Annotated in this window: 28 protein-coding genes and 1 pseudogene; 13 read left to right on the forward strand and 16 right to left on the reverse strand. The window is 64.6% G+C overall.

Annotation, left to right across the window (positions count from 1 at the left end; genetic code table 11):
- Positions 1–15 precede the first annotated feature (15 nt).
- The 4 genes and pseudogenes from BO996_RS00800 to BO996_RS00815 all read left to right on the forward strand — a co-directional run.
- Positions 16–1,308 (forward strand): efflux RND transporter periplasmic adaptor subunit, encoded by a 1,293-nt coding sequence (locus tag BO996_RS00800; RefSeq protein WP_043825886.1) that lies wholly within the window; start codon positions 16–18, stop codon positions 1,306–1,308.
- A gap of 15 nt (positions 1,309–1,323) precedes the next feature.
- The gene (locus BO996_RS00805; RefSeq protein ID WP_043825884.1) at positions 1,324–4,479 is read left to right on the forward strand and encodes an efflux RND transporter permease subunit; all 3,156 of its coding nucleotides are present in this window, start codon (positions 1,324–1,326) and stop codon (positions 4,477–4,479) included.
- The gene (locus BO996_RS00810) at positions 4,472–5,929 is read left to right on the forward strand and encodes an efflux transporter outer membrane subunit (protein WP_043825883.1); all 1,458 of its coding nucleotides are present in this window, start codon (positions 4,472–4,474) and stop codon (positions 5,927–5,929) included. Before BO996_RS00805 ends, BO996_RS00810 begins: the two co-directional genes overlap by 8 nt.
- 218 nt (positions 5,930–6,147) lie before the next feature.
- Positions 6,148–6,678: pseudogene (locus BO996_RS00815) on the forward strand (c-type cytochrome); the annotation flags it as partial.
- Between the two features lie 57 nt (positions 6,679–6,735).
- Here the strand turns inward: BO996_RS00815 and BO996_RS00820 are convergent.
- Both BO996_RS00820 and BO996_RS00825 read right to left on the reverse strand, forming a co-directional pair.
- Entirely contained in the window at positions 6,736–7,287 is a 552-nt protein-coding gene (locus BO996_RS00820; protein WP_071953776.1) for a DUF2946 family protein, read from the reverse strand.
- Between the two features lie 5 nt (positions 7,288–7,292).
- Entirely contained in the window at positions 7,293–8,279 is a 987-nt protein-coding gene (locus tag BO996_RS00825; protein ID WP_071953777.1) for a YheT family hydrolase, read from the reverse strand.
- 148 nt (positions 8,280–8,427) lie between these two features.
- On the opposite strand from BO996_RS00825, the gene BO996_RS00830 reads away from it, so the two are divergent.
- From BO996_RS00830 to BO996_RS00845, 4 genes are all read left to right on the forward strand, one after another.
- The gene (locus tag BO996_RS00830) at positions 8,428–9,015 is read left to right on the forward strand and encodes a LemA family protein (protein ID WP_012202362.1); all 588 of its coding nucleotides are present in this window, start codon (positions 8,428–8,430) and stop codon (positions 9,013–9,015) included.
- 33 nt (positions 9,016–9,048) lie between these two features.
- Positions 9,049–9,921, forward strand: coding sequence for a TPM domain-containing protein (locus tag BO996_RS00835; RefSeq protein ID WP_063328054.1), 873 nt, complete (start codon positions 9,049–9,051; stop codon positions 9,919–9,921).
- A gap of 1 nt (position 9,922) precedes the next feature.
- Positions 9,923–10,465, forward strand: coding sequence for a TPM domain-containing protein (locus BO996_RS00840; RefSeq protein ID WP_012202360.1), 543 nt, complete (start codon positions 9,923–9,925; stop codon positions 10,463–10,465).
- Between the two features lie 108 nt (positions 10,466–10,573).
- Entirely contained in the window at positions 10,574–10,834 is a 261-nt protein-coding gene (locus tag BO996_RS00845) for a hypothetical protein (protein WP_012202359.1), read from the forward strand.
- Positions 10,835–10,926: 92 nt separating this feature from the next.
- Here BO996_RS00845 and BO996_RS00850 read toward each other — a convergent pair whose 3' ends face one another.
- The 9 genes from BO996_RS00850 to BO996_RS00890 all read right to left on the reverse strand — a co-directional run bounded on the left by BO996_RS00850 (position 10,927) and on the right by BO996_RS00890 (position 18,166).
- Positions 10,927–11,343 carry a F0F1 ATP synthase subunit epsilon gene (locus BO996_RS00850; protein ID WP_012202358.1) on the reverse strand — a complete coding sequence of 139 codons (417 nt, stop codon included), beginning with the start codon at positions 11,341–11,343 and terminating at the stop codon, positions 10,927–10,929.
- A gap of 160 nt (positions 11,344–11,503) precedes the next feature.
- A complete protein-coding gene (atpD, locus tag BO996_RS00855; RefSeq protein WP_012202357.1) occupies positions 11,504–12,913 on the reverse strand; it encodes a F0F1 ATP synthase subunit beta in 1,410 nt (469 codons plus the stop codon).
- 34 nt (positions 12,914–12,947) lie between these two features.
- Complete coding sequence (atpG, locus tag BO996_RS00860) at positions 12,948–13,820, reverse strand: F0F1 ATP synthase subunit gamma (RefSeq protein ID WP_043824939.1); 873 nt, start codon at positions 13,818–13,820, stop codon at positions 12,948–12,950.
- A gap of 18 nt (positions 13,821–13,838) precedes the next feature.
- Positions 13,839–15,392, reverse strand: coding sequence for a F0F1 ATP synthase subunit alpha (atpA, locus tag BO996_RS00865; protein WP_012202355.1), 1,554 nt, complete (start codon positions 15,390–15,392; stop codon positions 13,839–13,841).
- A gap of 48 nt (positions 15,393–15,440) precedes the next feature.
- Positions 15,441–15,980 carry a F0F1 ATP synthase subunit delta gene (locus BO996_RS00870; RefSeq protein ID WP_012202354.1) on the reverse strand — a complete coding sequence of 180 codons (540 nt, stop codon included), beginning with the start codon at positions 15,978–15,980 and terminating at the stop codon, positions 15,441–15,443.
- A gap of 12 nt (positions 15,981–15,992) precedes the next feature.
- Positions 15,993–16,463 (reverse strand): F0F1 ATP synthase subunit B, encoded by a 471-nt coding sequence (locus BO996_RS00875; protein ID WP_012202353.1) that lies wholly within the window; start codon positions 16,461–16,463, stop codon positions 15,993–15,995.
- A 35-nt stretch (positions 16,464–16,498) separates the two neighbouring features.
- On the reverse strand, positions 16,499–16,747 hold the full coding sequence (gene atpE / locus BO996_RS00880) for a F0F1 ATP synthase subunit C (RefSeq protein ID WP_011803767.1): 249 nt from the start codon (positions 16,745–16,747) through the stop codon (positions 16,499–16,501).
- Between the two features lie 51 nt (positions 16,748–16,798).
- Positions 16,799–17,662, reverse strand: coding sequence for a F0F1 ATP synthase subunit A (gene atpB / locus BO996_RS00885; RefSeq protein ID WP_012202352.1), 864 nt, complete (start codon positions 17,660–17,662; stop codon positions 16,799–16,801).
- Positions 17,663–17,683: 21 nt separating this feature from the next.
- Complete coding sequence (locus BO996_RS00890) at positions 17,684–18,166, reverse strand: ATP synthase subunit I (RefSeq protein WP_071953779.1); 483 nt, start codon at positions 18,164–18,166, stop codon at positions 17,684–17,686.
- A gap of 286 nt (positions 18,167–18,452) precedes the next feature.
- On the opposite strand from BO996_RS00890, the gene BO996_RS00895 reads away from it, so the two are divergent.
- The 3 genes from BO996_RS00895 (at position 18,453) to lipA (ending at position 20,483) form a co-directional block, all read left to right on the forward strand.
- Complete coding sequence (locus BO996_RS00895; RefSeq protein WP_034397898.1) at positions 18,453–18,770, forward strand: YbeD family protein; 318 nt, start codon at positions 18,453–18,455, stop codon at positions 18,768–18,770.
- Between the two features lie 80 nt (positions 18,771–18,850).
- Complete coding sequence (lipB, locus tag BO996_RS00900) at positions 18,851–19,492, forward strand: lipoyl(octanoyl) transferase LipB (RefSeq protein WP_232240534.1); 642 nt, start codon at positions 18,851–18,853, stop codon at positions 19,490–19,492.
- 10 nt (positions 19,493–19,502) lie between these two features.
- On the forward strand, positions 19,503–20,483 hold the full coding sequence (gene lipA, locus BO996_RS00905) for a lipoyl synthase (RefSeq protein WP_071953782.1): 981 nt from the start codon (positions 19,503–19,505) through the stop codon (positions 20,481–20,483).
- A gap of 403 nt (positions 20,484–20,886) precedes the next feature.
- Here the strand turns inward: lipA and ptsP are convergent, their stop codons facing one another.
- The 4 genes from ptsP to BO996_RS00925 form a co-directional block, all read right to left on the reverse strand.
- Positions 20,887–22,662, reverse strand: coding sequence for a phosphoenolpyruvate--protein phosphotransferase (ptsP, locus tag BO996_RS00910; RefSeq protein ID WP_071953783.1), 1,776 nt, complete (start codon positions 22,660–22,662; stop codon positions 20,887–20,889).
- Between the two features lie 117 nt (positions 22,663–22,779).
- A complete protein-coding gene (locus tag BO996_RS00915; protein WP_012202346.1) occupies positions 22,780–23,049 on the reverse strand; it encodes an HPr family phosphocarrier protein in 270 nt (89 codons plus the stop codon).
- Positions 23,018–23,479 carry a PTS sugar transporter subunit IIA gene (locus tag BO996_RS00920; protein ID WP_170962107.1) on the reverse strand — a complete coding sequence of 154 codons (462 nt, stop codon included), beginning with the start codon at positions 23,477–23,479 and terminating at the stop codon, positions 23,018–23,020. The genes BO996_RS00915 and BO996_RS00920 overlap by 32 nt, the downstream gene beginning before the upstream one ends.
- Positions 23,480–23,604: 125 nt before the next feature.
- Entirely contained in the window at positions 23,605–24,222 is a 618-nt protein-coding gene (locus BO996_RS00925) for a hypothetical protein (protein ID WP_012202344.1), read from the reverse strand.
- Positions 24,223–24,345: 123 nt separating this feature from the next.
- On the opposite strand from BO996_RS00925, the gene BO996_RS00930 reads away from it, so the two are divergent.
- Positions 24,346–24,849: a TlpA disulfide reductase family protein gene (locus tag BO996_RS00930; protein WP_071953784.1), complete on the forward strand. Its 504-nt coding sequence runs from the start codon at positions 24,346–24,348 to the stop codon at positions 24,847–24,849.
- Positions 24,850–24,921: 72 nt separating this feature from the next.
- On the opposite strand, the gene BO996_RS00935 is transcribed toward BO996_RS00930, so the two are convergent.
- Complete coding sequence (locus BO996_RS00935; RefSeq protein ID WP_065346892.1) at positions 24,922–25,368, reverse strand: c-type cytochrome; 447 nt, start codon at positions 25,366–25,368, stop codon at positions 24,922–24,924.
- A 158-nt stretch (positions 25,369–25,526) separates the two neighbouring features.
- Here BO996_RS00935 and BO996_RS00940 point away from each other — a divergent pair, with 158 nt between their 5' ends.
- Positions 25,527–26,225 carry a cytochrome b/b6 domain-containing protein gene (locus BO996_RS00940; protein ID WP_071956996.1) on the forward strand — a complete coding sequence of 233 codons (699 nt, stop codon included), beginning with the start codon at positions 25,527–25,529 and terminating at the stop codon, positions 26,223–26,225.
- Positions 26,226–26,267: the final 42 nt, after the last annotated feature.

Below are 26,267 nucleotides of genomic sequence, written 5' to 3' on the forward strand. Positions count from 1 at the left end.
GCACAAGGACCCATCATGCCCAGCACACGCAGCAATGTGTCAGCCGCTCCGTCCCCTTACAGCAGTCTGCGCCTCACCACCGTGGCCCTGGCCGTCACTGCCGCAATGGCCATGGCGGCCTGCGGGAAAAAGCCCGAAGAACAAGCTGCCGCGCAGCAGCAGATGCCCGCCGTGCCGGTGGGCGTGGTGGTCGCCACCCCCGCCGACGTGGGCCTTGTGACCGAACTCCCTGGCCGCGTGGATGCGCGCCGCGTGGCCCAGATCCGCGCCCGCAGCGCCGGCATCGTGCAGGAACGACTGTTCCGGGAAGGCAGCGATGTGAAGGCCGGCCAGGTGCTGTACCGCATCGATCCCGCACCCTACCAGGCCACGCTGCAAAGCGCCAAGGCCACGCAGGCCCGCGCCGAAGCCAACCAGGCGCAGGCACTGGCGCAGCTGGAACGCTACCGCCCGCTGGTTGCCGCCAACGCCATCAGCAAGCAGGATTTCGTCAACGCCGAGGCAGCCTACAAGCAGGCCCAGGCCGATGTGGCGGCCGGCAAGGCGTCGGTGCGCACGGCCGAGATCAATCTGGGCTACACCAACGTCACGGCCCCCATCTCCGGCCGCATCGGCCAGTCGCTGGTGACCGAAGGTGCGCTGGTCGGCCAGGGCGAGGCGACTCCGCTGGCCGTGGTCCAGCAGATCAATCCTGTCTATGTGAACTTCACCCAGTCGTCCAGCGAGGCCTTCCGGCTGCGCCGCGCGATGGAGCAGGGCAAGCTCAAGAAGGCCGATGGTGCCGAGGCTGCCAGCGTCGAGGTGCGCCTGGACGACGGCACGGCCTATGAACTCAAGGGCAAGCTGCTGTTCACCGACCTGACCGTGGACAGCTCCACGGGCCAGGTCACGCTGCGTGCCGAGGTGCCCAATCCCAAGGGATTGCTGCTGCCCGGCATGTATGTGCGCGTGCGCATGGAGCAGGCCCAGGCGTCCAACGCCATTGCCGTGCCCCAGCAGGCGGTGACGCGCACCGAAACCGGCGACACCGTGAGCGTGGTCAGCGACGACGGCAAGATCACCAAGCGGCAGGTGAAGGTGACCACGGCCCAGAACAACCAGTGGCTGGTCAGCGAAGGCCTGCAGGCGGGCGAGAAGGTCATGGTCGACGGCTTCCAGAAGCTGCAGATGCTGCCGCCCGGCACGCCGGTCAAGCCCGTGCCCTGGCAGCCCGAGGCCGCAGGTGCCCAGAAGCCGGCCGGCGCGGCAGCGCCAGCCCCGCAAGCCGCAGCCGATGCCAAGCCTGCGGACCAGGCAGACAAGAAGTAATCAAGGGGCTCAGCAATGGCCAAGTTCTTTATCGACAGACCGATCTTTGCATGGGTCGTCGCGCTATTCATCATCGTCCTCGGTGGTATCGCGCTGACCAAGCTTCCGATCGCTCAATACCCCAAGGTGGCTCCTCCGGCCATCGTCATCAACACCGCCTATCCAGGCGCGTCCGCGAAGGTGCTCGAAGACAGCGTGCTGTCCGTGATCGAGCGCGAGATGAACGGCTCGCCCGGTCTGGTCTACATGGAGTCGGTGGCCCAGGCCGATGGCACGGGCAGCATCACCATCAGCTTCGAGGCTGGCACCAACGTGGACCTGGCGCAGGTGGACGTGCAAAACCGCCTGTCACGCGCCACGCCGCGCCTGCCTGCGTCCGTGACGCAGCAGGGCGTGCGCGTGGACAAGGCGTCGTCCAACTTCCTGCTGTTCATCATGCTGTCGTCCGAGGACGCCAAGGCCTATGACACGGTGGCCCTGGGTGACTACGCCTCGCGCAACATCGTTCCCGAAATCCAGCGGGTGGCCGGCGTGGGCCAGGCACAGCTGTTCGGTACCGAAAAGGCCATGCGCATCTGGTTCGATCCCGCCAAGCTGCAGGGCTACAAGCTCTCGGCCGAGGACGTGACGGCCGCCATCCGCAGCCAGAACGCCCAGGTGGCCAGCGGCGCCATCGGTGACCTGCCCAACATCACGGGCCAGAAGATCGCCGCCACGGTGACGGTGATGGGCCAGCTGTCTTCGATCGGCCAGTTCGAGAACATCGTGCTGCGCGCCAATCCCGATGGCTCCACCGTGCGCCTCAAGGACGTGGCCACCATCGAGATCGGCGGCCAGGCCTACGCGACCTCCGCCCGCCTGAACGGCAAGGATGCCGTGGGTATCGGCGTCCAGCTGACGCCCAGCGGCAATGCGCTGGCGACCGCCAAGGCCGTGCATGCGCGCATGGAAGAGCTGCAGAAGTTCTTCCCCAAGGGCGTGAAGTACTCCATTCCCTACGACAGCTCCAAGTTCGTGAGCATCTCCATCGAGAAGGTCGCCCACACGCTGCTGGAAGCCATCGTGCTGGTGTTCCTGGTGATGTACCTGTTCCTGCAGAACTGGCGCTACACGCTGATCCCGACCATCGTGGTGCCCATTGCACTGCTGGGCACCTTCGCGGTCATGCAGGCCGTGGGCTTCTCGATCAACGTGCTGGCCATGTTCGGCATGGTGCTGGTCATCGGCATCGTGGTGGATGACGCCATCGTGGTGGTGGAGAACGTCGAGCGCATCATGAGCGAGGAAGGCCTGCCGCCGCGCGAAGCCGCGATCAAGGCCATGGGCCAGATCTCGGGCGCCATCGTGGGCATTACGCTGGTGCTGATCGCGGTGTTCATACCGCTGGCCTTCTTCGCGGGGTCCACCGGCAATATCTACCGGCAGTTCTCCATCGTGATGGTGGCCTCCATCAGCTTCTCGGCCTTCATGGCGCTGACGCTGACGCCGGCCCTGTGCGCAACGCTGCTCAAGCCCGTGGAAGCCGGTCACCACCACGAGAAGAAAGGCTTCTTCGGCTGGTTCAACCGCACGTTCGCACGCTCGGCCAAGTCCTATGAGGGCTGGGTGGCCCGGCTGCTCAAGCGCTCGGTGCTGATGATCGGTGTGTACCTGGCCGTGATCGCGGGCGCCGTGGTGGTGTTCCGTGGCCTGCCGACCTCGTTCCTGCCGACCGAGGACCAGGGCTACTTCATCGTCAACGTGCAACTGCCCCCTGGCGCCGCCAAGGAGCGCACGCTGGAGGTGATGAAGCAGGTGGAAGAAGCCGTGCTGCCGCAGCCCGAAGTGGCCAACATGGTCAGCGTGCTGGGCTTCAGCTTCTCCGGCCAGGGCCAGAATGCCGCCCTCGCCTTCGTGCCGCTCAAGGACTGGTCCGAGCGCAAGGGAGCGAACTCCACGGTGGACGCCATGACGGGCCGCATCATGGGCATGACGTCGGGCATCCGCGATGCCTTCGTGTTCGCCGTGAACCCGCCGCCTATTCCCGAACTGGGCAACGCCGTGGGCTTCTCGTTCCGCCTGCAGGACCGTGCCGGCCACGGGCACGATGCGCTGATCAACGCCCGCAACATGATGCTGGGCATGGCCGGGCAGAGCAAGGTGCTGGCCGGCGTGCGTCCCGATGGTCTGGAGGACGCGCCCCAGCTGCGCATCGAGATAGACCGCGACAAGGCCAACGCCCTGGGCGTGGACTTCACCTCGATCAATGCCGCGCTGTCCACGGCGCTGGGCTCGTCCTACGTCAATGACTTCCCCAACCAGGGTCGTCTGCAGCGCGTGATCGTGCAGGCCGATGCTCCGGCCCGCATGCAGCCCGACGACCTGCTGCGCCTGAACGCGCGCAATGCCAAGGGCGATCCGGTGCCGCTGTCCACGTTCGCGACCACCAAGTGGGTCAAGGGCGCCCAGCAGACGGTGCGCTACAACGGCTACCCTGCCGTGCGCATCGAAGGCTCGGCCGCACCGGGCTTCAGCTCGGGCGATGCCATGGACGAGATGGAAAAGCTGGCTGCCAAACTGCCCGAAGGCTTCGGCTTCGAGTGGACCGGCCAGTCGCGTGAGGAAAAGCTGGCAGGTTCGCAAGCCATCTTCCTGTACGCCTTCGCCATCCTGGCCGTGTTCCTGTGCCTGGCCGCCCTGTATGAGAGCTGGTCGATTCCGCTGTCGGTGATTCTGGTCGTGCCGCTGGGTCTGCTGGGCGTGGTGCTTGCCACCTTGCTGCGCAACTACTCCAACGACGTGTACTTCCAGATCGGACTGGTGACGGTGATCGGCCTGTCGGCGAAGAACGCGATCTTGATCGTGGAGTTCGCCAAGGACCTGCAGGCCGAAGGCAAGGGACTGATCGAGGCTGCGCTGGAAGCCGCCCACCTGCGGTTCCGCCCCATCATCATGACCTCGCTGGCCTTCGGCCTGGGCGTGGTGCCTCTGGTGATCGCCACGGGCGCGAGCTCGGCCAGCCAGCGTGCCATCGGCACCGGCGTGCTCGGCGGCATGATCACCGGCACCGTGCTGGCCGTGCTGTTCGTGCCCACCTTCTTCGTCGTGGTGCGCAAGCTGTTCAAGGGCAAGATCAAATCGCACAACCCGCCGTCCACACCGGCCGGCAAGGAGGCCTTGAGCCATGATTAATCGCAGTACCCCGGTGGCCATCGCCACCGCCCTGCTCCTGGCGGGATGCTCGCTCATCCCCACCTACGAGCGCCCTGCCGCTCCGGTCGCGGCGCAGTACACCCGCGCGAACGCCACCGCTGCGGCGGAAGGCGGCACGGCTGCAGCGCAGCTGCCCTGGCAGGATTTCTTCCAGGACGCACGCCTGCAGCAGCTGGTTCGCACCGCGCTGGACAACAACCGTGACCTGCGCGTGGCCGCGCTCAACATCGAGCGTGCCCAGGCCCAGTACCGGATCACGCGCGCCGACCAGTTCCCGACGGTGGGTGCCGGCGTCAACGCCAGCCGCGCCCCGAACACCACGGGCTCGGGCACCAAGTACGTCAACAGCTACCAGGTCGGCCTGGCCGTCACTTCCTGGGAACTGGACTTCTTCGGCCGCATCGGCAGCCTGAAGGAAGCCGCCCTGGCCCAGTACCTGGCGACCGAGGAGGCACGCCGCGCCGCGCAGACCAGCCTGGTGGCCGCCGTGGCCAGCGGCTGGTACACGCTGCTGGCCGACGAGCAACTGCTGAAGATCTCGCGCGACACGCTGCAGACCCGTGAAGAGTCGATCAAGCTGACCAAGCTGCGTTTCGACACGGGCGTGGCGTCCGAGCTGGACTACCGCCAGGCCGTCTCGCTGACCGAGGCTGCGCGCGCCACGCTGGCGCAGCAGCAGCGCCAGCGCGCCCTGGACGAGAACGCCCTGGTGCTGCTGCTGGGCCAGTCCCTGCCAGCGGACGTGCTCGCCAGCCTGGGTTCCAGCCAGGGACTGCGCGACACGGCCGACCTGCCCGCCGTGCCGGCCGGCCTGCCGTCGGACCTGCTGACGCAGCGGCCCGACATTCGCCAGGCCGAGCAGCAGTTGATCAGCACCAACGCCAACATCGGTGCCGCGCGTGCCGCCTTCTTCCCGCGCATCACGCTGACGGGGCAGTTCGGCACGGCCAGCAACGAGCTGTCGGGCCTGTTCAAGAGCGGCAGCTGGGGCTTCACCCTCGCGCCATCCGCCCTCCTGCCCATCTTCGATGCGGGCCGCAATTCGGCCAATCTGGCTGCGGCCAAGGTCGAGCGCGAAGTGGCCATCGCCCAGTACGAGAAGTCCATCCAGAGCGCCTTCCGCGAGGTCTCCGACGCACTGGACAGCCAGGGCACGCTGCGTGACCAGATCATGGCCCAGCGCGCCCAGCTCGAAGCCGAGCAGGCACGCCTGAAGCTGTCCGACCTGCGCTACAGCAACGGCGTGGCCAGCTACCTGGACCTGCTGGATGCACAGCGCACCCTGTTCGCGCTGGAGCAGTCCACCGTGAGCGTGCGTCTGGCGCAGTTGCTCAACCAGATCGAGCTGTACAAGGCGCTTGGCGGCGGCTGGACCGACAGGACAGCGACAGCAGCGGCAGCCACGCCGGCCCCCGCGCCCGCGCAGTAAGACCCAAGGCAGGCATCTGCCGCGCCAACCGCACAGAGGTGTTCTCCGCAAGGTGAACACCTCTTTTTCATGGCGCGCGGAAAGCATTTGCCATTTGCTTGATCCATCTCATGGCATATGTGCGCCCCAGGTCAACCCGGGTCTGCGCGCAGTGTCTGCAAGAGGCCCGTCGATATAATTTGTTGTTGACTCACGCCCCCACAACACAAGAGGACTTCATGAGCGCAACCCACACCGAAGAAGCCCATACGGGCCCGATCAAGAACCCCAAGCAGCTGCTGATGGCGGTGTTTTTCTCGTTCGTGGTTCCGGTGTTCGTGATCATCGGCCTCGTGCAATACGTGAGCTCGGCCGACAAGGCCGGCGCCGGCGCTTCCCAGACCGAAATGGCCAAGGCCCAGCGGCTGCAGAAAATCGGCCTCGTGGAAATCCGGGATGCCAATCGCCCCCTGCGCTCGGGTGAAGAAGTCTTCAAGGGCCAATGCGCGGCCTGCCATGCCACAGGTGCCGCAGGTGCTCCCAAGTTCGCGGATGCCGCGGCCTGGGGCCCGCGCCTGGCACAAGGTCTGGAAGGTCTGGTGCACTCGGCCCTCAAGGGCAAGGGAGCGATGGCGCCTCAAGGCGGCGGCGATTTCAACGACACCGAAATTGCCCGTGGCGTGGTCTACATGGCCAATGCCGCAGGTGGCAAGTTTGAAGAGCCCAAGGCCCCGGCCGCAGAAGGCGCTGCAGCAGAAGGTGCAGCGGCACCCGCCAACTGAGCAAGGCCCAGGATGCCTGGCACCAACCGGCTTCGGCCGGTTTTTTCATGCCCGGGCCGGACTGCGCACAAAACCGTAGCGTTGCGGCAACGTCTGTGCCGGCACCTCTTCACAGGCAGGCAGCATGCCGGCGTCCAGCGCGGCAGCGGCATCGACCATGTCCTGCGTATGGACCAGGCCCAGGCCGGAGGGCATGGCCAGATACAGGCGCCCTGTCTCATCCATCAAAACCTCCTTGATGTCTGCGGCCTGCAGCTCTGTCCCTGTGTGGCTGTGCATCTGCAGGCGCTCGCCATCCCAGCGCAGCCGCCATATCCAGGGTGTGCTTTCCAGTTCCACATACACGCGCTGGGGACCATTCTGGAAAAACCACCGACCATCAGGCTCGGCAAGATAGTTGCGGGCGATGAAGTCCGCCAGCTTTTCGTTGCGCACCTCCGCGCCCTTGGCTCCCGGGGTGCCGCTGTCGAAAGCGCCGCAGGCCTGGGCCTCTTCATCGCGCAGATACCAGCGCCCGCGCTCGTCCAGCCCCAGCCAGCCGCTGCAGGCGGGCACATGGGGCCATTTGGCCATGGCCTGCTTCACGATATCGTCCATTGCATTCATCCTTGTTCGCTGTCTGCCAGCCACTGCGTGACGGCCTGCGGCATGCCCAGTACATGCCCTGGCCAATGTCCCTGTGCAAAACCCACATGACCGCCATGCGGCGGTTGCCACAGCGTAACCCGTGGGCCGATCTCGCCTGGCCCTGGCAGGCTGCATGCAGGGACAAAGGGATCGTCCAGCGCATTGAGCAGCAGCGCAGGCACGGCAATGCTGGCCAGCACAGGCTTGGCTGCCGCCCGGCGCCAGTAGTCGTGCGCATCGAGAAAGCCATGCACCGGTGCCGTGAACGCGTCATCGAACTCCTTCAGATCGCGCGCGCGCACCGCGGCATCGCGGTCGAAGAGGCCGGGAAATTGCGCCCATTTGACCCGCGCCTTGGGCACCAGCGTGCGCAGAAACATGCGTGTGTACATCCAGCGGTTCAGCCCTTGCCCCAGCGCCATGCCGCCAGCCGCCAGGTCCAGCGGCGCACTCACCGCCGCCAGGGCCTGGACCACCTCGGCCGCCTTGTCTGCCTGCAGACCGGCCCAGCGCGCAAGTGCATTGCCACCCAGGGAAACACCCACGACATGGAGCGGGCGGGAAGACCGTGCGCGCAGGCGGCGCAGTATCCAGTCCACCTCCTGCACATCGCCCGAGTGATAGGCGCGCGGCCCCCGGTTGACCTCGCCGCTGCAGCCGCGAAAGTGCGGCACGGCCATGTGCCAGCCACGCTGCGCGGCCACCCAGGCCATGGCCTGGGCATAGTGGCTGTTCGCCGAGCCTTCAAGGCCATGGAAAAGCACCAGCCATGGCGCATCGGCAGGCAGGGTGGGAGCACCGCCGAAGGCGACATCGATGAAGTCGCCATCCGGGGTATCCCATCGCTCCCAGCGCCAGGCGGGCGCCGCCTGGCCCACCGGCCAGCGGCGCGCGAACAGTGCCGGCCAGATGGTCTGGGCGTGGCCCCCGGGCAACCAGCGCGCCGCCGTGAATTCGTGCATAAAAGCCCTGTTAGCAGTCCTTGTCACACTGCTGCGCAATGGCCTTTGCCCTACAGGGCAGCAGGCCGGGCGCGCAGCACAATCGCCAGCATTGCGCATGCATCGTGCGCGATACTGTTTTCCATTGTCGCTTTCAGGTTGCCATCTTATGAAACGTCTACTCGCCACGCTTGCCACCGTCCTGGCATTGACCGGCTGCGGCTACAACGACTTCCAGCGTCTTGACGAACAGACCAAGTCGGCCTGGAGCGAAGTGCTCAACCAGTACCAGCGCCGTGCCGACCTGGTGCCCAACATCGTGGCCTCGGTCAAGGGCGAGGCCAATTTCGAGCAGGAAACACTGACCAAGGTGGTAGAGGCACGCGCGAAGGCCACCTCCATCCAGGCCACGCCCGAGCTGGTCAACAACCCCGAGGCCTTCAACAAGTTCCAGCAGGCGCAGGGCGAGCTGTCCAGTGCCCTGTCGCGGCTGATGGTGGTGGCCGAGCGCTATCCCCAGCTGCAGGCCAACCAGGGCTTCCGCGACCTGCGCGTGACGCTGGAGGGCACGGAGAACCGCATCACCGTGGCGCGCAACCAGTACATCCAGGCCGTGCAGTCCTACAACGTGCTGGCGCGCAGCTTTCCGACCAATCTGACGGCCAAGGTCTTCAGCTACGAACCCAAGCCCAGCTTCAGCGTGCAGAACGAGGCCGAAATCTCCCGTCCGCCCACGGTGGACTTCGGCAACAAGTAAGCCGTGACCATGTCCCTGGTGCCACTGTGGCGCATGCTTTGCGCCCTTGCCCTGACCATGCTGCTGCTGCCCGGGAGCACGCTGGCGCAGGCGCCGCAGCCCGTGCCGGCCCTCTCCGCGCGGCTCATCGACCAGACGGGCACGCTGTCGGCCGATGAGGCACGCGCCATTGAAGACAGGCTGCGTGGCATCGAACAGAAGTCGGGCTCGCAGGTCGTCGTGCTGATGGTGGCCACCACCGCGCCCGAGGACATTGCCGCCTATGCCTGGCGCGTGGCCAGTGACTGGAAGATCGGCCGCCGCGACGTGGGCGACGGCCTGTTGGTGGTGATTGCCAAGAACGACAGGCGCATGCGCATGGAAGTGGCCCGCGCGCTGGAAGGCGCGATCCCCGACCTGGCAGCCGCGCGCATCATCGACCAGCAGATGGCACCACGCTTTCGCCAGGGGGACTATGCGGGCGGCATCACCGCTGCGCTGGACCAGGTGGCAGCGCGCATTGCGGGCGAGCAACTGCCGGCGCCCTCCTCCAGCCCCCAGTCTTCCAAAAGCCCGGACAGGGGCTTCGACATGGAAGACCTGATGCTGTTCTTCTTCTTCGGCGTGGCCGTGGTCGGCCCCATCCTGCGCTCGGTGCTGGGCCGGCCACTGGCCTCCGTGCTGGCGGGGGCAGGCGCCGGCATTGCCGCCTATGTGGTGACGGCCAGCCTGCTCGTCGCCGCAGGAGCGGGCGTCGTCGCGCTGCTGTTCACCCTGCTGGGAAGCGGCCGCTCAGGCAGGGGTGGCGGCGGTGGATGGGGCGGTGGTGGCGGCTTTGGCGGAGGCGGCGGCCGCAGCGGTGGCGGGGGCTTCAGCTCTGGCAGAGGCGGCAGTTTCGGGGGCGGCGGCGCCTCGGGGAGTTGGTGAGATGGCGGCTGCAATCACAGGCTTTGTTCAGCGTCTGCTCCGGCTGCTGCGCCACCATTGGGCCGAAGGACAGTTGCGCCGTGCACTCCCGCCTGAAAGCCTGGCGGAGCTGGAGCGCCTGATCACCATGAGCGAGCAGCGCCATACAGGCCAGATTCGCATCTGCGTCGAACCCGGACTGCCGCCCAGCTACCTGTGGCGCGACGCCACGCCGCGCGAGCGCGCCATCACGCTGTTCGGCAAGCTGCGCGTCTGGGATACCGAACACAACAACGGTGCCCTGATCTATCTGCTGCTGGCCGACCACGCCATCGAAATCGTCGCCGACCGCGCCCTGGCGCGCACCCTGCCGGCGGAACAATGGCAAACGCTGATCAGCGACATGGGTGCCGCCTTTCAGGGCGGCCATTACGCCATGGGCATGACAGCAGCCCTGGAGCGCGTGAGCCTGCTGCTTGAAACCAACTTTCCGCGTGACCCGCTCCAGCCTGTGCACGATGGCAGCGACAATCTTCCCGATGCTGTCGTGATACAGCACCACTGAAAGGCAGGCAGGCTGCGCAGGCCGGGCCGAGCCACCCCCTTCATCAAGCTATCGCGGGCACGGAGGCTGTGATAGCGTCACGCCATTTCATCAAGGAGCATCCACACCATGAAGAACACCCTGGCCCGCCTGGGCCTGCTGGCCGCCGTGCTGACCCTGAGCGCCTGCGCAAGCCCCATCCTCGACGACTCGCAGGAATATGACTATGTGCTCAGCTGCAAGCTGCGCGAAGACGACCCCAAGCGCTGCGAGCAACAGATCCGTGCCCTGTGCCCCGTGCCCGCCAAGGCCGTGACGCACAAGTCACGCACGGTGGACCCCAAGGACAATGCCGTGACCTACGTGTACCAGGCCCGCTGCGGCGACTGAGCCATGGGGCCGGTGACCGGCCTTCCAGCCTTTCGCACCAAAGAAAAAGCCGCCCGAGGGCGGCTTTCTTGCAGCTGGGGCCCAAATGGGGCTCAGCGCTTTTGGCGGAACTTGCGCAGGGCCGCGATCTGAGCGGCCATGACGGCCAGCTCGGACTGGGCACGCGCCAGATCGACTTCGCTCTTGGCGTTCTTCAGTGCTTCCTCGGCTTCGAGCTTGGCCTTCTCGGCCTTCTCGGCGTCTAGGTCGGCACCGCGGATGGCGGTGTCGGACAGCACGGTCACACAGTTGGGCTGCACTTCCAGGATGCCGCCGGCCACGAAGACGAACTCTTCGCTGCCGTCCGCCATCTCAATACGCACCGAGCCGGGCTTGATGCGCGTGATCAGCGGAGTGTGGCGGGGAAAAATGCCCAGTTCGCCGGATTCACCGGGCAGGGCGACAAAGCGCGCTTCACCGGAGAAGATGGACTCTTCGGCACTGACCACATCAACGTGGATGGTGTTCATCTTTGCTCCTCAGAAAAGGTGGGACTGGAACTTGGAACCGGCAGGGCCCAGATCGGGGACACCGAGCAAGGGCCACCCCGCAGCGAGGGTGTCGTCCCCCTCCCCCGCGAGGCGGGTAGAGAGGAGGAAGCGACGCAGTCGCTCAGGGGGTGCCGCAGGCTCAAGCCGCCAGTTTCTTGGCCTTCTCGAAGGCTTCGTCGATGGTGCCAACCATGTAGAAGGCCTGCTCGGGCAGGTGATCGCACTCGCCAGCGCAGATCATCTTGAAACCACGGATGGTTTCAGCCAGCGACACGTACTTGCCGGGAGCGCCAGTGAACACTTCGGCCACGTGGAAAGGCTGCGACAGGAAACGCTGGATCTTGCGGGCGCGGGCCACGGTCAGCTTGTCTTCGGGAGCCAGCTCGTCCATGCCCAGAATGGCGATGATGTCGCGCAGTTCCTTGTAGCGCTGCAGCGTGCCCTGCACTTCGCGGGCCACCTTGTAGTGCTCTTCACCCACGACTTGGGGGTCCAGCTGGCGGCTGGTGGAGTCCAGCGGATCGACGGCGGGGTAGATACCCAGCGAAGCGATGTCACGCGACAGCACCACGGTCGAGTCCAAGTGGGCGAACGTCGTGGCAGGCGAGGGGTCGGTCAAGTCATCGGCAGGCACGTAAACGGCCTGGATGGAAGTGATCGAACCGACCTTGGTCGAGGTGATGCGCTCTTGCAGGCGACCCATTTCCTCAGCCAGCGTAGGCTGGTAGCCCACGGCGGAAGGCATGCGACCCAGCAGAGCGGACACTTCGGTACCGGCCAGCGTGTAGCGGTAGATGTTGTCCACGAAGAACAGCACGTCCTTGCCTTCGTCACGGAAGGCTTCGGCCATGGTCAGGCCGGTCAGCGCCACGCGCAGACGGTTGCCTGGGGGTTCGTTCATCTGGCCGTAGACCATGGCCACCTTGGAGTCGTTCAGCGACTCCTGGTTGACCACGCCGGCGTCCGACATTTCGTGATAGAAGTCATTGCCTTCGCGGGTACGTTCACCCACACCGGCGAACACCGACAGACCACCGTGGCCCTTGGCGATGTTGTTGATGAGTTCCATCATGTTCACGGTCTTGCCCACACCGGCGCCACCGAACAGACCCACCTTGCCGCCCTTGGCGAAGGGCGAGATCAGGTCGATCACCTTGATGCCGGTTTCCAGCAGTTCCTGCGAAGGCGACAGCTCGTCATAAGCCGGTGCCTTGCGGTGGATGGGAGCCGTCAGCGCCTGATCCACGGGACCGCGTTCGTCGATGGGGTTGCCCAGCACGTCCATGATGCGACCCAGCGTCGCCTTGCCCACGGGCACGGTGATGGGGTTGCCGGTGTTGGACACCATCAGGCCGCGACGCAGACCGTCCGACGAACCCAGGGCGATGGTACGCACAACGCCGTCACCCAGCAGTTGCTGCACTTCCAGCGTCAGGGCCGAGCCGTCGAGCTTCAGGGCATCGAACACCTTGGGCATTGCGTTGCGGGGGAACTCGACGTCCACCACAGCGCCAATACATTGAACAATCTTGCCTTGCACTTGAGCCATTTTTTGCTCCAATTAGTTTGTCTGTTGAGCTGCTTTACACAGCAGCGGCGCCAGCCACGATTTCCGACAGCTCGGTCGTGATCGCTGCCTGGCGCGTCTTGTTGTAGACCAGCTTCAACTCGCCAATGACGCTGCCTGCGTTGTCGGTAGCGGCCTTCATGGCCACCATGCGCGCCGATTGCTCGGACGCCATGTTTTCCGCGACAGCTTGGTAGACCAGGGACTCTGCGTAGCGCACGAGCAGCTCGTCGATCACGGACTGCGCGTCGGGTTCGTAGATGTAGTCCCAGCTATGGCCAGACGTCTTCTCGGCCTGCATGCTCTCGGACGACAGGGGCAGCAACTGCTCCACCACCGATTCCTGCTTCATGGTGTTGATGAACTTGGTGTAGCTCAGGTACACCGCGCTCAGCTTGCCCGCTGCATATGCATCGAGCAGCACCTTCACAGGGCCGATCAGCTTTTCCAGATGGGGCGTATCGCCCAGACCCGTCGCGTGCGAAACCACCTTGGCGCCGACACGGTTCAGAAAGCCCAGACCCTTGTTGCCAATGGCCACTGCTTCTGCCGACACGCCTTGATCCTGCAGCTCCCGCAGCTTGGCCGTGACAGCACGCAACACGTTGGTGTTCATGCCGCCGCACAACCCCTTGTCCGTCGTCACCACGATGACGCCGGCTGTCTTTGCATCACCGTTCACTTGCATGAACGGGTGCACGTACTCGGGGTTGGCTTGGCCAAGATGGACTGCAATGTTGCGGATCTTTTCGCTGTACGGGCGTGCAGCCAGCATCCGTTCCTGCGCCTTGCGCATCTTGGATGCGGCCACCATTTCCATGGCTTTGGTGATCTTCTTGGTGTTTTCCACCGATTTGATCTTGCCGCGAATTTCCTTACCTGCTGCCATGATGGCTCCTCGTCCGGTTTAAGCGAACGACTTCTTGAACGCAGCGATGGCGGCGTTCAATTCGGCTTCGGAATCCTTGTCCATGGCCTTGGAAGCGTTCAGCTTGTCGATCAGGGCGCCGTGGCTGGTCTTCAGGAACTGGTGCAGACCAGACTCGAAAGCCAGCACTTGCTTGACCTGGATGTCGTCCATGTAGCCCTTGTTCACTGCGAACAGCGAAGCGCCCATCAAGGCGGTGGACAGGGGGCTGTACTGGGCCTGCTTGAGCAGTTCGGTCACGCGGGCACCGCGGTCCAGCTGCTTGCGGGTGGCTTCGTCCAGGTCGGAGGCGAACTGCGCGAAGGCAGCCAGCTCACGGTATTGCGCCAGGTCGGTACGGATACCGCCGGACTGGCCCTTGACCAGCTTGGTCTGTGCAGCACCACCGACGCGCGACACCGAGATACCGGCGTTGATGGCGGGGCGGATACCGGCGTTGAACAGGCTGGTTTCCAGGAAGATCTGGCCGTCCGTGATCGAGATCACGTTCGTGGGCACGAAGGCCGACACGTCACCGGCCTGGGTTTCGATGATGGGCAGTGCCGTCAGCGAACCCGTCTTGCCCTTGACTTCACCCTTGGTGAAGGCTTCGACGTAGTCGGCATTCACGCGGGCTGCACGTTCGAGCAGGCGGCTGTGGAGATAGAACACGTCGCCGGGGAAGGCTTCGCGGCCCGGGGGACGGCGCAGCAGCAGCGAAACCTGGCGGTAGGCCACGGCTTGCTTGGACAGGTCGTCATAGACGATCAGGGCGTCTTCGCCGCGGTCGCGGAAGTACTCGCCCATCGTGCAGCCGGAGTAGGCCGACACGTACTGCATGGCAGCGGATTCGGAAGCGGTGGCAGCCACGACGATGGTGTATTCCATCGCGCCGGCCTGCTCCAGGGCACGCACCACGTTCTTGATCGAGGAAGCCTTCTGGCCGATCGCAACGTAGATGCAGGTAACGCCCTGACCCTTCTGGTTGATGATGGCGTCGATGGCCACAGCGGTCTTGCCGGTCTGGCGGTCACCGATGATCAGTTCGCGCTGGCCACGGCCGACGGGCACCATCGAGTCGATGGACTTGATGCCGGTCTGCAGGGGCTGGTCCACGGACTGGCGTGCGATCACGCCGGGAGCGACCTTCTCGATCACGTCCGTCATCTTGGCGTTGATCGGGCCCTTGCCGTCAATCGGCTGACCCAGGGCGTTGACCACGCGGCCGATGAGTTCGGGGCCGACGGGCACTTCCAGAATACGGCCCGTGCACTTGACGGTGTCGCCTTCGGAGATGTGCTCGTACTCGCCCAGAATCACGGCGCCGACGGAGTCGCGCTCGAGGTTCAGCGCCAGGCCGAAGGAGGGCTGGCCATCCTTGCCTGCGGGGAATTCCAGCATTTCGCCTTGCATCACGTCCGACAGGCCGTGCACGCGCACGATACCGTCGGTCACCGAAACCACGGTGCCTTCGTTACGGATGTCGCTGCTGCCAGCCAGACCCTCGATGCGGCTCTTGATCAGTTCAGAAATTTCTGCGGGATTGAGTTGCATGACTCTTTCCTTCTTTAGCTTTGGTTAGCCGAGACCTCAGTCGCGTTGTTACGCAATGAGGGCCGCTTTCATTTGTTCCAGGCGGGCCTTGACGGACGTGTCAAGAACTTCATCACCCACCACGACGCGGATGCCACCGATCAGGGACTGATCTTGCTGCACCGACAGGTTCAGCTTTCGGCCGAAACGCTTCTCCAGCGAAGTCCCGAGGGCAGCCAGAGCGGCAGCATCTATGGGAAAAGCGCTTTGAACCACGGCGTCGGACGAGCCACCGGCGCGGTTCACGAGGCTGCGAAACTGGGCCGCCACTTCTGGCAGGGCTTGCAGTCGGCCGTTTTCAATGATGACGCGCAGAAAGTTGCGAGCGGCATCAGGCAATGCCGAGCCGGCCACGCCGCTGATGACGTCGAACAGTTGTTCGTCGGTCACCTTGGGGTCGTCGGCCAGCTGGCGCAATTGCGGATTGGCGGCAATCGCCGCCAATTCCTCCGCCCAGGCAACAGTGCCGGACAGGTCAGCACCCTGCTGGGTGCTGGCCTTGAACAGGGCATCTGCGTAAGGACGGGCAATGGTGGCGAGTTCTGCCATGTTTGCTCTTCCTTACAGCTCGGTCTTCAGGCGGTTCAGCAGGTCGGCATGGACGCCGGCATCCACTTCCTTGCGCAGGATCTGCTCGGCGCCCTTGACGGCCAGCGCAGCCACTTGCTCGCGCAGGGCTTCACGGGCCTGGACTGTCTGCTGCTCGGCCTCGGCGCGGGCAGCAGCAACAATCTTGTTGCCTTCTTCGGAGGCACGGGCCTTGGCTTCTTCGATGATGGCCTGGGCACGGCGTTCGGCGTCCGCAAGCCGCGATGCCGTTTCGTTGCGCGTCTGGGCCAGTTCCTGCTCGACGCGCTTGTTGGCGGCGGCCAGGTCAGTCTTGGCCTTGTCGGCAGCAGCGAGGCCATCGGCGATTTTCAGAGCTCGTTCATCCAGCGCCTTCGCGATCGGGGGCCACACGAACTTCATCGTGAACAGCACCAGGATCAGGAAAACGATGGCCTGGACGAACAGGGTCGCGTTGATACTCACGGCAACACCTTTCTATCTAGGGCGTTGATCGGAGCTTAGGCCAGGACGAAGGGGTTGGCGAAAGCGAACAGCAGAGCGATAGCAACACCGATCAGGAAGGCAGCGTCGATCAGACCGGCCAAGATGAACATCTTGGTTTGCAGTTCGTTGATCAGCTCAGGCTGACGTGCCGACGATTCCAGGAACTTGCCACCCATCAGGGCGATACCGATCGAAGCGCCGATAGCGCCCAGACCAACGATCAGACCACAAGCCAGAGCGACGAGACCGAGAATGTTTTCCATGATGACTCCTGAGATTAAAGAAAGAGAAAGGTTGAGAGGGAAAGGAAATGGTCAGTGGGCTTCATGTGCCTGGCCGAGATAGATCAGCGTCAGCATCATGAAAATGAAGGCCTGCAGGGTGATGATCAGAATGTGGAAGATCGCCCAGATAGAGCCTGCAATGATGTGCCCCAAGGGGAGCAACACACCGGAAAGCGACATGGCAGCCGCACCGCCCATCAGAGCGATCAGACAGAACACCAACTCACCAGCGTACATGTTGCCGAACAGTCGCATGCCATGCGAAACCGTCTTGGCGACATATTCAATGATCTGCATGGCCAGGTTGATAACACCCAGGATCAGTGCAAACACGGGATTCTTGCTGGTGCCGAACGGAGCGGTCACCAGTTCGTGGGCCCAGCCGCCCATGCCCTTGATCTTGATGCTGTAGAAGAAGCACAGGATCAGCACGGCCGAGGACAGGCCCAGCGTTGTCGAGAGGTCAGCCGTGGGAACGACACGCAGGTAGGCGTGCGAGTCACCCTGGACGCCTTGCCACAGGACCGGCAGCAGGTCCACGGGCAGCATGTCCATGGCGTTCATCATGAAGATCCAGACGAACACGGTCAGTGCCAGGGGAGCGATGAACTTGCGGCTTTGCGCGTTGTGGATATTGGCCTTGGCCTGGTTGTCCACCATCTCGACCAGCAGCTCTACAGCCGCCTGGAAGCGGCCCGGAACGCCCGATGTGGCCTTGCGCGCGGCAAGCCACAGCACGAACAGGCTCAGCACGCCCAGCGTGGCGCTGACGACGATCGAGTCCAGGTTGATGACCGAAAAGTCGATGATCGACTTTTGCTTGATGTTCTGGAGGTGCTGCAGGTGGTGAACGATGTATTCACTTGCAGTAGGTGCGTGCGCGTCTGCGGCCATCGGTCAACTTCTCTTCAAATATCAATCGGTTTTTCGGACATTGGCCCGCACTATCAGCGCGACCCAATACGTTTTCATGACGATCACCAAGCCCGCCAGCAGCGCCAGCCAACTCAGCCCCGGGACCAGCTTGGGTGCAGCCGCCAGCATGGCAATGCACAGCACCAGCTTCACCAGTTCCCAGCCAAAAATTCCCACCATGGCGGCTGCAGCGCCGCCAGGCCTCTTGCGCACGACGGCGCGCGCAAACAGCGCAGCCGGCAGCACCACCGACAAGGCACCATAGGCAGCCGACCATCCCACCTCGGCGCGCCCCGTCACCAGCCACGCGACCAGTGCCACCAGCACGCCAACCACCGCCTGGACCGCCACGAAGCGCCACACAGACATCTGCGGGTTTCGCGTGCGCCACTCCTGAGCCTCCTCGGAGGTCAGGGGCTTGAAGTCGGAATCCTCGCCCTCAAGTTCTCTGTCAGCGTCTGTGTCAGCGGCGTAGTTTTTCATTGAGTTCTCGAAGGCCGCAGACCAGACAAGACTTTTTCACAAAGCCTCTGATTATAAGTAAAAACCCCTGCCGAACGATAGGGGTTGTTACGGGCATGCCCAAAACGGCGGCGGCAGCCTGGCTGTGTGGCAGCAGGCCAACAACGCCAGCCTCGCACCGCAGGCAGCTTGTTTGTTGTGTGTGGAGTTTTCGTGACCGGCGGCGCGGCAGCCCCAGGCTGCGACATGGCCGCGAACGATAGCGCACAATCGCCTCCAACGCCAAGCGATTAACCTTGATTCACCTATGACCGACGCCCCCACCCCCTCCTCCGCACCAGCAGCCGCGCCGGGCGCGGACCCGCGCAAGGACTCGTTGATCGAGTACCCGTCGCAGTTTCCCATCAAAGTCATGGGCATCAAGGCCGAGCATCTGGTGCATGAAATCACCCAGATCGCCGAGCGCTTCGACCCCGCCTTTGACCCCAGCACCATCGAGTTGCGCCCCAGCAGCAGCGGCAAATACCTGGGTGTCACCGTCACGGTGACGGCGACCAGCCGCGAGCAGCTCGACGACCTGTACCGGGCGTTCACCTCGCACCCGCTTGTGAAAGTGGTGCTTTGAGCGCCCCAGCCGACGAGCTTGCGCAGACGCTGGACTTGCGCCTGCTGGGCCGCACCGACTACGAAGCCACGGTGCAGGCCATGCAGGCATTCACGAGCGGCCGCGATGCCGGCACGCGCGACGAGCTCTGGATCTGCGAGCACGCCCCGCATTTCACGCAAGGCCTTGCCGGGAAAAGTGACCACTTGCTGAGCCCTGGCAACATTCCCGTGGTCGCAACCAACCGCGGCGGGCAGGTCACCTACCACGGCCCGGGCCAGGTGGTCGCCTATCCGTTGCTGGATCTGCAGCGCCTGGGCTACTTCGTCAAGGAATACGTGTTCCGCATCGAAGATGCGGTCATCCGCACGCTGGAGCATTTCGGCATCACCGGCCACCGCGTGGAAGGCGCCCCCGGCATCTACGTGCGCCTCGACGATCCTCGCAGCCACGCCATGCTGGCCCAGCGCCCGCAACTGCGCGCACCCGGCTCGCCCGCGCCCCAGCCCGATTTTTCGGGGCTGGGCAAGATTGCAGCCCTGGGCATCAAGGTCAGCCGGCATTGCACCTATCACGGCGTTGCCCTGAATGCCGCCATGGACCTGGAACCCTACGAACGGATCAACCCTTGCGGCTATGCAGGACTGCAAACGGTGGACCTTTCTACAATCGGCGTTCAGACAACCTGGGACGAAGCCGCGCGCGTGCTGGGACGACAGTTGCAGCGCCGCCTAGCCCCCTGAATCCAGAACCATGACCACCAACACCGTCGTGCGCGAAGCGCAGTCCCAAGCCGAGTACAACCCGCTGGCCAAGCAGAAGGCGGCAGCGAAGCTTTCGCGCATCCCGATCAAGGTCGAGCATGGCGAGGCCCTCAAGAAGCCCGAGTGGATCCGCGTCAAGGCGGGCAGCCCCACCACGCGCTTCTACGAGATCAAGGACATCCTGCGCGCCAACAAGCTGCACACGGTCTGCGAGGAAGCCTCCTGCCCCAACATCGGCGAATGTTTCGGCAAGGGCACGGCCACCTTCATGATCATGGGCGACAAGTGCACGCGCCGCTGCCCGTTCTGCGACGTGGGCCACGGCCGCCCCGACCCGCTGGACACCAACGAGCCGCTCAATCTTGCCAAGACGATTGCCGAGTTGCGCCTGAAGTACGTGGTGATCACCAGCGTGGACCGCGATGACCTGCGCGACGGCGGCTCGGGCCATTTCGTGGAGTGCATCAAGAACATCCGCGAGCTCTCGCCGCTGACCCAGATCGAGATCCTGGTGCCCGATTTCCGTGGCCGCGACGACCGTGCGCTGGAAATCCTCAAGGCCGCACCTCCCGATGTGATGAACCACAACCTGGAGACCGCACCGCGCCTGTACAAGGAAGCGCGTCCCGGCTCGGACTACCAGTTCTCGCTGAACCTGCTCAAGAAGTTCAAGGCCTTGCACCCCAAGGTTCCGACCAAGAGCGGCATCATGGTGGGCCTGGGCGAGACCGACGAGGAAATCCTGCAGGTGATGCGCGACATGCGCGCCCATGACATCGACATGCTGACCATCGGCCAGTACCTGGCGCCCAGCAACAGCCATCTGCCGGTGCGCCGATACGTGCACCCCGACACCTTCAAGATGTTCGAGCAAGAAGCCTACAAGATGGGCTTCACGCACGCCGCCGTGGGCGCCATGGTGCGCTCCAGCTACCACGCGGATCAGCAGGCACACGCCGCAGGCGTTTGAGTTCGCCGCACCCAGGCGGCCCTCAATGCCCAGCCCTCGCCAGCCCTCGCCAGCCCTGCTGCCGAGGGCTTTTTCATGGCCGCATGACGGCACATCAAGACGCGCAGGCAACAAAAAAGCAGAGCCGCTGACGCATGCTCTGCTTGAATTGGAGGCGATGTTGCCTCTTCTGACATCGTAGAAAAAAAGCCTGGCTAACCGGCAGACCGCTGGCTGGCAAACCGACTTGCTGCAGGCTGAACAGGCCTGGCGAGTCGCCCCACGATGAAACTGAAAAAGGCTTGCAGCTCAAATTCCCCACCAGAGAGTTTCTTGCTGCATTGGGGCTGATCATAGCATCGAATGAGAATCAATCGCAACTAAAGTTGCAAATCTTTTTCTGCGCATCCCCGCCTGCATGAATTCATGGTCCCACCAGCGCTGCGGGATTGTCCGAGCGCAGGACTTCCTGCGCCCAGGCAGTCAGCTTGCGTGTGTCGGCACGCAAGATTTCCTGCTTGACGACCAGGATTTGCGCCGGATGCATGGAAAAGCTGCGCAGACCCAGGCCGAGCAACAGGCGCGTCATGCCCACATCCCCGGCAGTCTCCCCGCAGACACAGACGCTCTTGCCCTGCGCCCTTCCTTCGGCGATCACATCCGCCACCAGCTTGAGCACGGCGGGATGCAAGGGGTCATAGAGATGGGCCACGGTCTCGTCGGCGCGGTCGATGGCCAGCGTGTACTGGATGAGGTCGTTGGTGCCGATCGACAGGAAGTCGAAGTAACGCAAAAAGGTGCGCACGATCAGCGCGGCCGCAGGCACCTCGATCATGGCGCCCAGCTTGACCGGGCCATGGGCCACGCCTCGCGCGTCGAGTTCGCTTTGCGCCAGCCGCACCTGGGCCAGGGTCTGCTCGATCTCGCTTTGGTGGGCCAGCATGGGGAACAGCAGATGGATCTGCCCATGCGCCGCCGCACGCAGGATGGCGCGCAACTGGGTGCGGAACATGGCCGGGTCAGCCAGGCTCCAGCGGATGGCGCGCAGACCCAGCGCGGGGTTCAGGTAGTAGTCCTTGGGCTGTGCCTTGTCCAGCGGCTTGTCGGCGCCCACGTCCAGCGTGCGAATGGTCACGGGCATGCCCTGCATGCCGTCCACGGCCTCGCGGTAGGCGCGGTACTGCTCTTCCTCACCGGGCAGGTTGCCGCCACGCCCCATGAACAGGAATTCCGTGCGGAACAGCCCCACGCCCACGGCGCCTGCATGCACGGCCGCAGGCCCGTCGCCGGGTTGCTCGATATTGGCCAGCAACTCGATGCGCTCTCCGTCCAGCGTCAGCGCGGGCGTGTGGCGCAGGCGTGAGAGGCGCTCGCGCTCCAGCTCGTTCTGGCGCTGGCGAAAGCCATACTCGGCCAGGATGATGGGAGAAGGATCGACGATGACGACGCCTGCGTTGCCATCGATGATGATCCAGTCGTCCTGGCGGATCAGCTGGCTGGCCGCGCGCGCGCCGACCACGGCCGGGATGTCCATGCTGCGCGCCACGATGGCCGTGTGCGAGGTCCGCCCGCCCACGGCCGTGATGAAGCCGGCAAACAGCCGGCTCTTGAACTGCAGCATGTCCACCGGCGACAGGTCCTGCGCCACCAGGACCAGGGGCACATCGGTGACTTCGTCGAGCAGCAGCGGCTGCTGCGGCGCACCCTCCCCCGTTGCATCGGCTCGCGGCAGCGCGGCAGGCGCGGGCACGGGGCTGGCCATGCCCTTCATGTAGCGCAGGATGCGCTCGACCACCTGCTCCAGGTCGGCCTTGCGCTCGCGCAGATACTCGTCCTCCATCTCGTCGAACTGGCGCGAGACGACCTCGAGCTGCGTGGTCAATGCCCATTCGGCGTTGTAGAGACGATCGGAAATCCAGTGCTTGATGGCGGCTGCCAGGGCCTCGTCCTGCAACAGCAGCAGGTGGACGTCGAGCAGGGCGTCGAGCTCGCCCGGCGCGTCCTGGGGCATTTCATCCTGCAGACGGCGCAGCTCGTCGATGACGGCGTTGCGTGCGCTGCGGGCGCGGTCGATTTCCGCGTCCACCTGGTCGGGCCGGATGAAGTAGTGCACCACCTCCATGCGGCTGGAGGCCACCACCACCGCGCGTCCTATCGCAATGCCCCGTGAAACGGCCAGTCCGTGGATTGCAAACGTCATTGCGCCTGTCCTTTGCCTGCTGCTGCGCAGGCCCCGGGCCGTCGCAATGCGGCAGCGTCCGGGCCCGGCGCGTGTTGCTCTTTTGCGCTCACCGTCTGCCAGCGCAGCGGAGGCCCATCACTGGCCTTCGCCAAATTTGTCGTTGATCAGGGCCGTCAGCGCATCCATGGCTTCCTGCTCCTGCGGTCCTTCGGTTTCCAGCAGCACCTCGGAGCCCATGCCGGCAGCCAGCATCATCACGCCCATGATGCTCTTGGCGTTGATGCGCCGCTCGCCCTTGCTCATCCAGACTTCGCAGGGAAAGCTGCCTGCAAGCTTGGTGAGCTTGGCGGAGGCGCGGGCATGCAGGCCCAGTTTATTGCTGATGGTTATAGGGGTCTTGATCATTGGATGGTCGCGGACTCTGGTTCTGAGGCGTGTTCACGCCCACCTGCATCACCCCATGGCTGCCTCCCGCCAAGGCACGCTCGGCCACGGCTTCCAGCGCCTCGTGGCGATAGCCTATGGAGCGCAGCAGCATGGGCAAGTTCACTCCGGCCACCAGTCGCCCGGCAGGCAGTTGCGCCACCAGGCGCTGCGCCACGTTGCAGGGCGTCGCGCCAAAGAGGTCGGTCAGCACCAGCGTGGGCAGCGCCACCAGGCCGCCATGGTCCTCAAGCAACTGCTCGGCACGCATCAGGGTGGCCTCGGGCGGCTCCTGAGCGGGCACATCCAGGGCAAGGACGTCCTCGGCACTGTCGGCGAACACGTGCAAGGCGCATTCGCGCAGTGCATGGGCCAAAGGTGCGTGGGTGAACAAAAGGATGCGCGTGGTCATGAAGTCACAGGGTTCGGAGTCGATTATGGCGTGCGCAGGCGCATGCAGGGCAACCGGCGCGCCTGCACTGCGTTCCATGCCACAGCTGCCTCCCGCATCCGTGGCTCCGAAACCTGTTGCCGTTGCTATTGCAGTTGCAGGCTGGCGAAGAAGTTGTTGGCCTCGTCTGTGCGCGGCTTGTCGCTGTAGATCACGGCATGGTAGAGGCGCGCGCCTGCCGGCTCCATTCGTGCAAACCACACGCCATGGGCGGTGAGCTTCCAGCCCTGGGGCCCCACGCCTTCAAACGTGGTGCGCAGCGACTGCGGCAGATTCAGTGCGCCTGCAGGCAGGAAAGGGCCATCTTCCTTGGAGCGCAGTTGCTTGGCGCCCGCCGGTGCCTGCCCCGGAGCACCCGGGTTCATCTGGCCGAGCACGGCTGCCTGCCAGTACGACAGCATCTCGGCGGCTCTGGACGGCTCGCTGACCAGGAAGTGGGACACCGCGTAGGTCGACGCATCGGCGTCGCATCCCATCATGGACATCTGGACTGTGCCCATGCCCTGGCCCAGCTCCACCGGCCGTGTTGCGGATTGCGGATCGCAGGGCAAGAGCACGCGCAGCGGCGTGCCTTCGACCGCGACCTGCCGCCAATCCAGCCTGGGACTGCAGGCGGCCAGGGGCGCCAACACCAGCAGCGCGGCGCCGAGCCGCAGGGCCAGAGCGCGGCCCTTTGCTTTCGAAAAGCTTTCCATCAATGTCATGCCGGCATTATCGGCATGGCCCGACCTGTCCGAGCCCCGAACTTTTGCCCTTGCCGCGCATCGAAAGGCGGTGCACGGCATGCGTGCAGGCCTTCGGGCGCAACTTTGGGCACAATCGTCGCTATGGCAAGCAAACATTGGATCGCAGGCGTGGTGATCGCCGCAGCCGCCGGCATGGGCGCATGGGTGTATTCGGGTGCCGGCCAGACGGCCGCGCCGCAGTCCACGTTCGTGCTGCTGGACGGCAGCAAGCAGACCACGGCCGACCTCAGGGGCAAGGTGACCTTGGTGAACTTCTGGGCCACCAGCTGCACCACCTGCGTGGCCGAAATGCCCGAAATCGTTGCCACCCACCAGAAATTCCAGAGCCAGGGGTTCGAGACCCTGGCCGTGGCCATGAGCTACGACCCGCCCAGCTATGTGGTGAACTTCGCCGATTCGCGCAAGCTGCCTTTCAAGGTCGCGCTGGACAACACCGGCGCCGTGGCCCGGGCCTGGGGCGATGTGCAACTGACTCCCACCACCTACATCGTCAACAAGCGTGGCGACATCGTGAAGCGCTATGTGGGCGCACCTGACTTCGCGGAGTTGCATCGGCTGATCGAGAAGCTGCTGGCCGAGGCCTGATACAGCGCAGACCAGGGCACAAAAAAACCGGCACCAGGCCGGTTTTTCATTGGGGCATCCTCCGCCCGCCGCTCAACGGCTGCGGAAGCTGTCGTGGCACGCCTTGCAGCTGGCGGCAGCCGGGCCGAAGGCGGCCTTGAGCTGGTCCAGGTTGCCGGACTTGGCCGCAGCCGCGAGCTTGACCGTCTCGGCCTGCATCTTCTCCGACAGGTCCTGGAACTTGGCCTGCTCCTTCCAGATTTCAGGCTTGGCCTTTCCACCTTCCGTGCCCGCGCCGAACGCGGCCCAAGGCAGCTTGGCCATGAAGGCCACCACCTCGGCGTTTTCCTGGGCCGCCTTGGCATCGAAGGGGATCTTTCCGTTCGCCATGGCGCCCAGGCGCCCGAAGTGCTGACCCAGCACGGCGAGCGCGCCCTGGCGGTACTTGATGGCGTCTTCGGACTTGGCGAACTGTGCGGACGCGGGCAGCGCCGTGGCGGCCACCAGGGCGGCCAGCGCCCATGCAGAAACTTTCTTCATCGTGGTTTTCCTTTGGGAGTGTGGGGAAATCTGCCGGGCCAGTATGGCAGCGGCGTCTTGCCGGCGCCGCTTTGATTGACCACGGCCAGGGTGCATTCCTGGTCCTCGCAGGAATGCGGGGCGGCACAATGCCCTATCCCCATCCCAGCTTTCATGCCATGGCACAAGAATCGACCGCACAAGGCGCCGCCAAGCACAAGGTCCGCATCTGGGACCTGCCCACCCGGCTGTTTCACTGGCTGCTGGCCGCAACGGTGGTCGGCCTGGTCGTGACGGCCAAGCTGGGCGGCAATGCCATGAACTGGCATCTGCTGCTGGGCCATGCCATGCTGGCCCTGCTGCTGTTCCGCCTGCTTTGGGGCCTGGTGGGCGGCCGCTGGTCGCGCTTTGCCAGCTTCATCCACGCGCCCGCCACCGTGCTGCGCCATGTGCGGGGACAAGGAACGGAAAGCGACAGCGCAGGCCACAGCCCGCTGGGCGCCCTGTCCGTGTTTGCCATGCTGGCCGTGCTGATCGCCCAGGTGGGCAGCGGGTTGCTCAGCGACGACGAGATTGCTTTCTCCGGGCCGCTGGGCCGCTTTGTATCGGGCGACACCGTGGCACAGGCCACCGCCTACCACGCGCACTGGGGGCAGTATCTGCTGTACGCGCTGGTGGCCCTGCACCTGTTGGCCATCCTGTTCTATGCCTGGCGCGGACGGGGTCTGGTGCGCGCCATGGTGACGGGAGACAAGCACTTGCCCGAACGCCTGCCCTCTTCACGCGACACGGCAGCCAGCCGCCTGTTGGCATTGGTCCTGGCGTTGGTGGCGGGCGCCGCCGCATGGTGGGTGCAGCAGCTGGGGGGTGCTTTCTGACGGCGTGGCCAGACGTTGCCAGCTTGCCGCTACACTGCGTTT

This window comes from Delftia sp. HK171, from assembly GCF_001886655.1.
GTDB lineage: Bacteria > Pseudomonadota > Gammaproteobacteria > Burkholderiales > Burkholderiaceae_C > Comamonas > Comamonas acidovorans.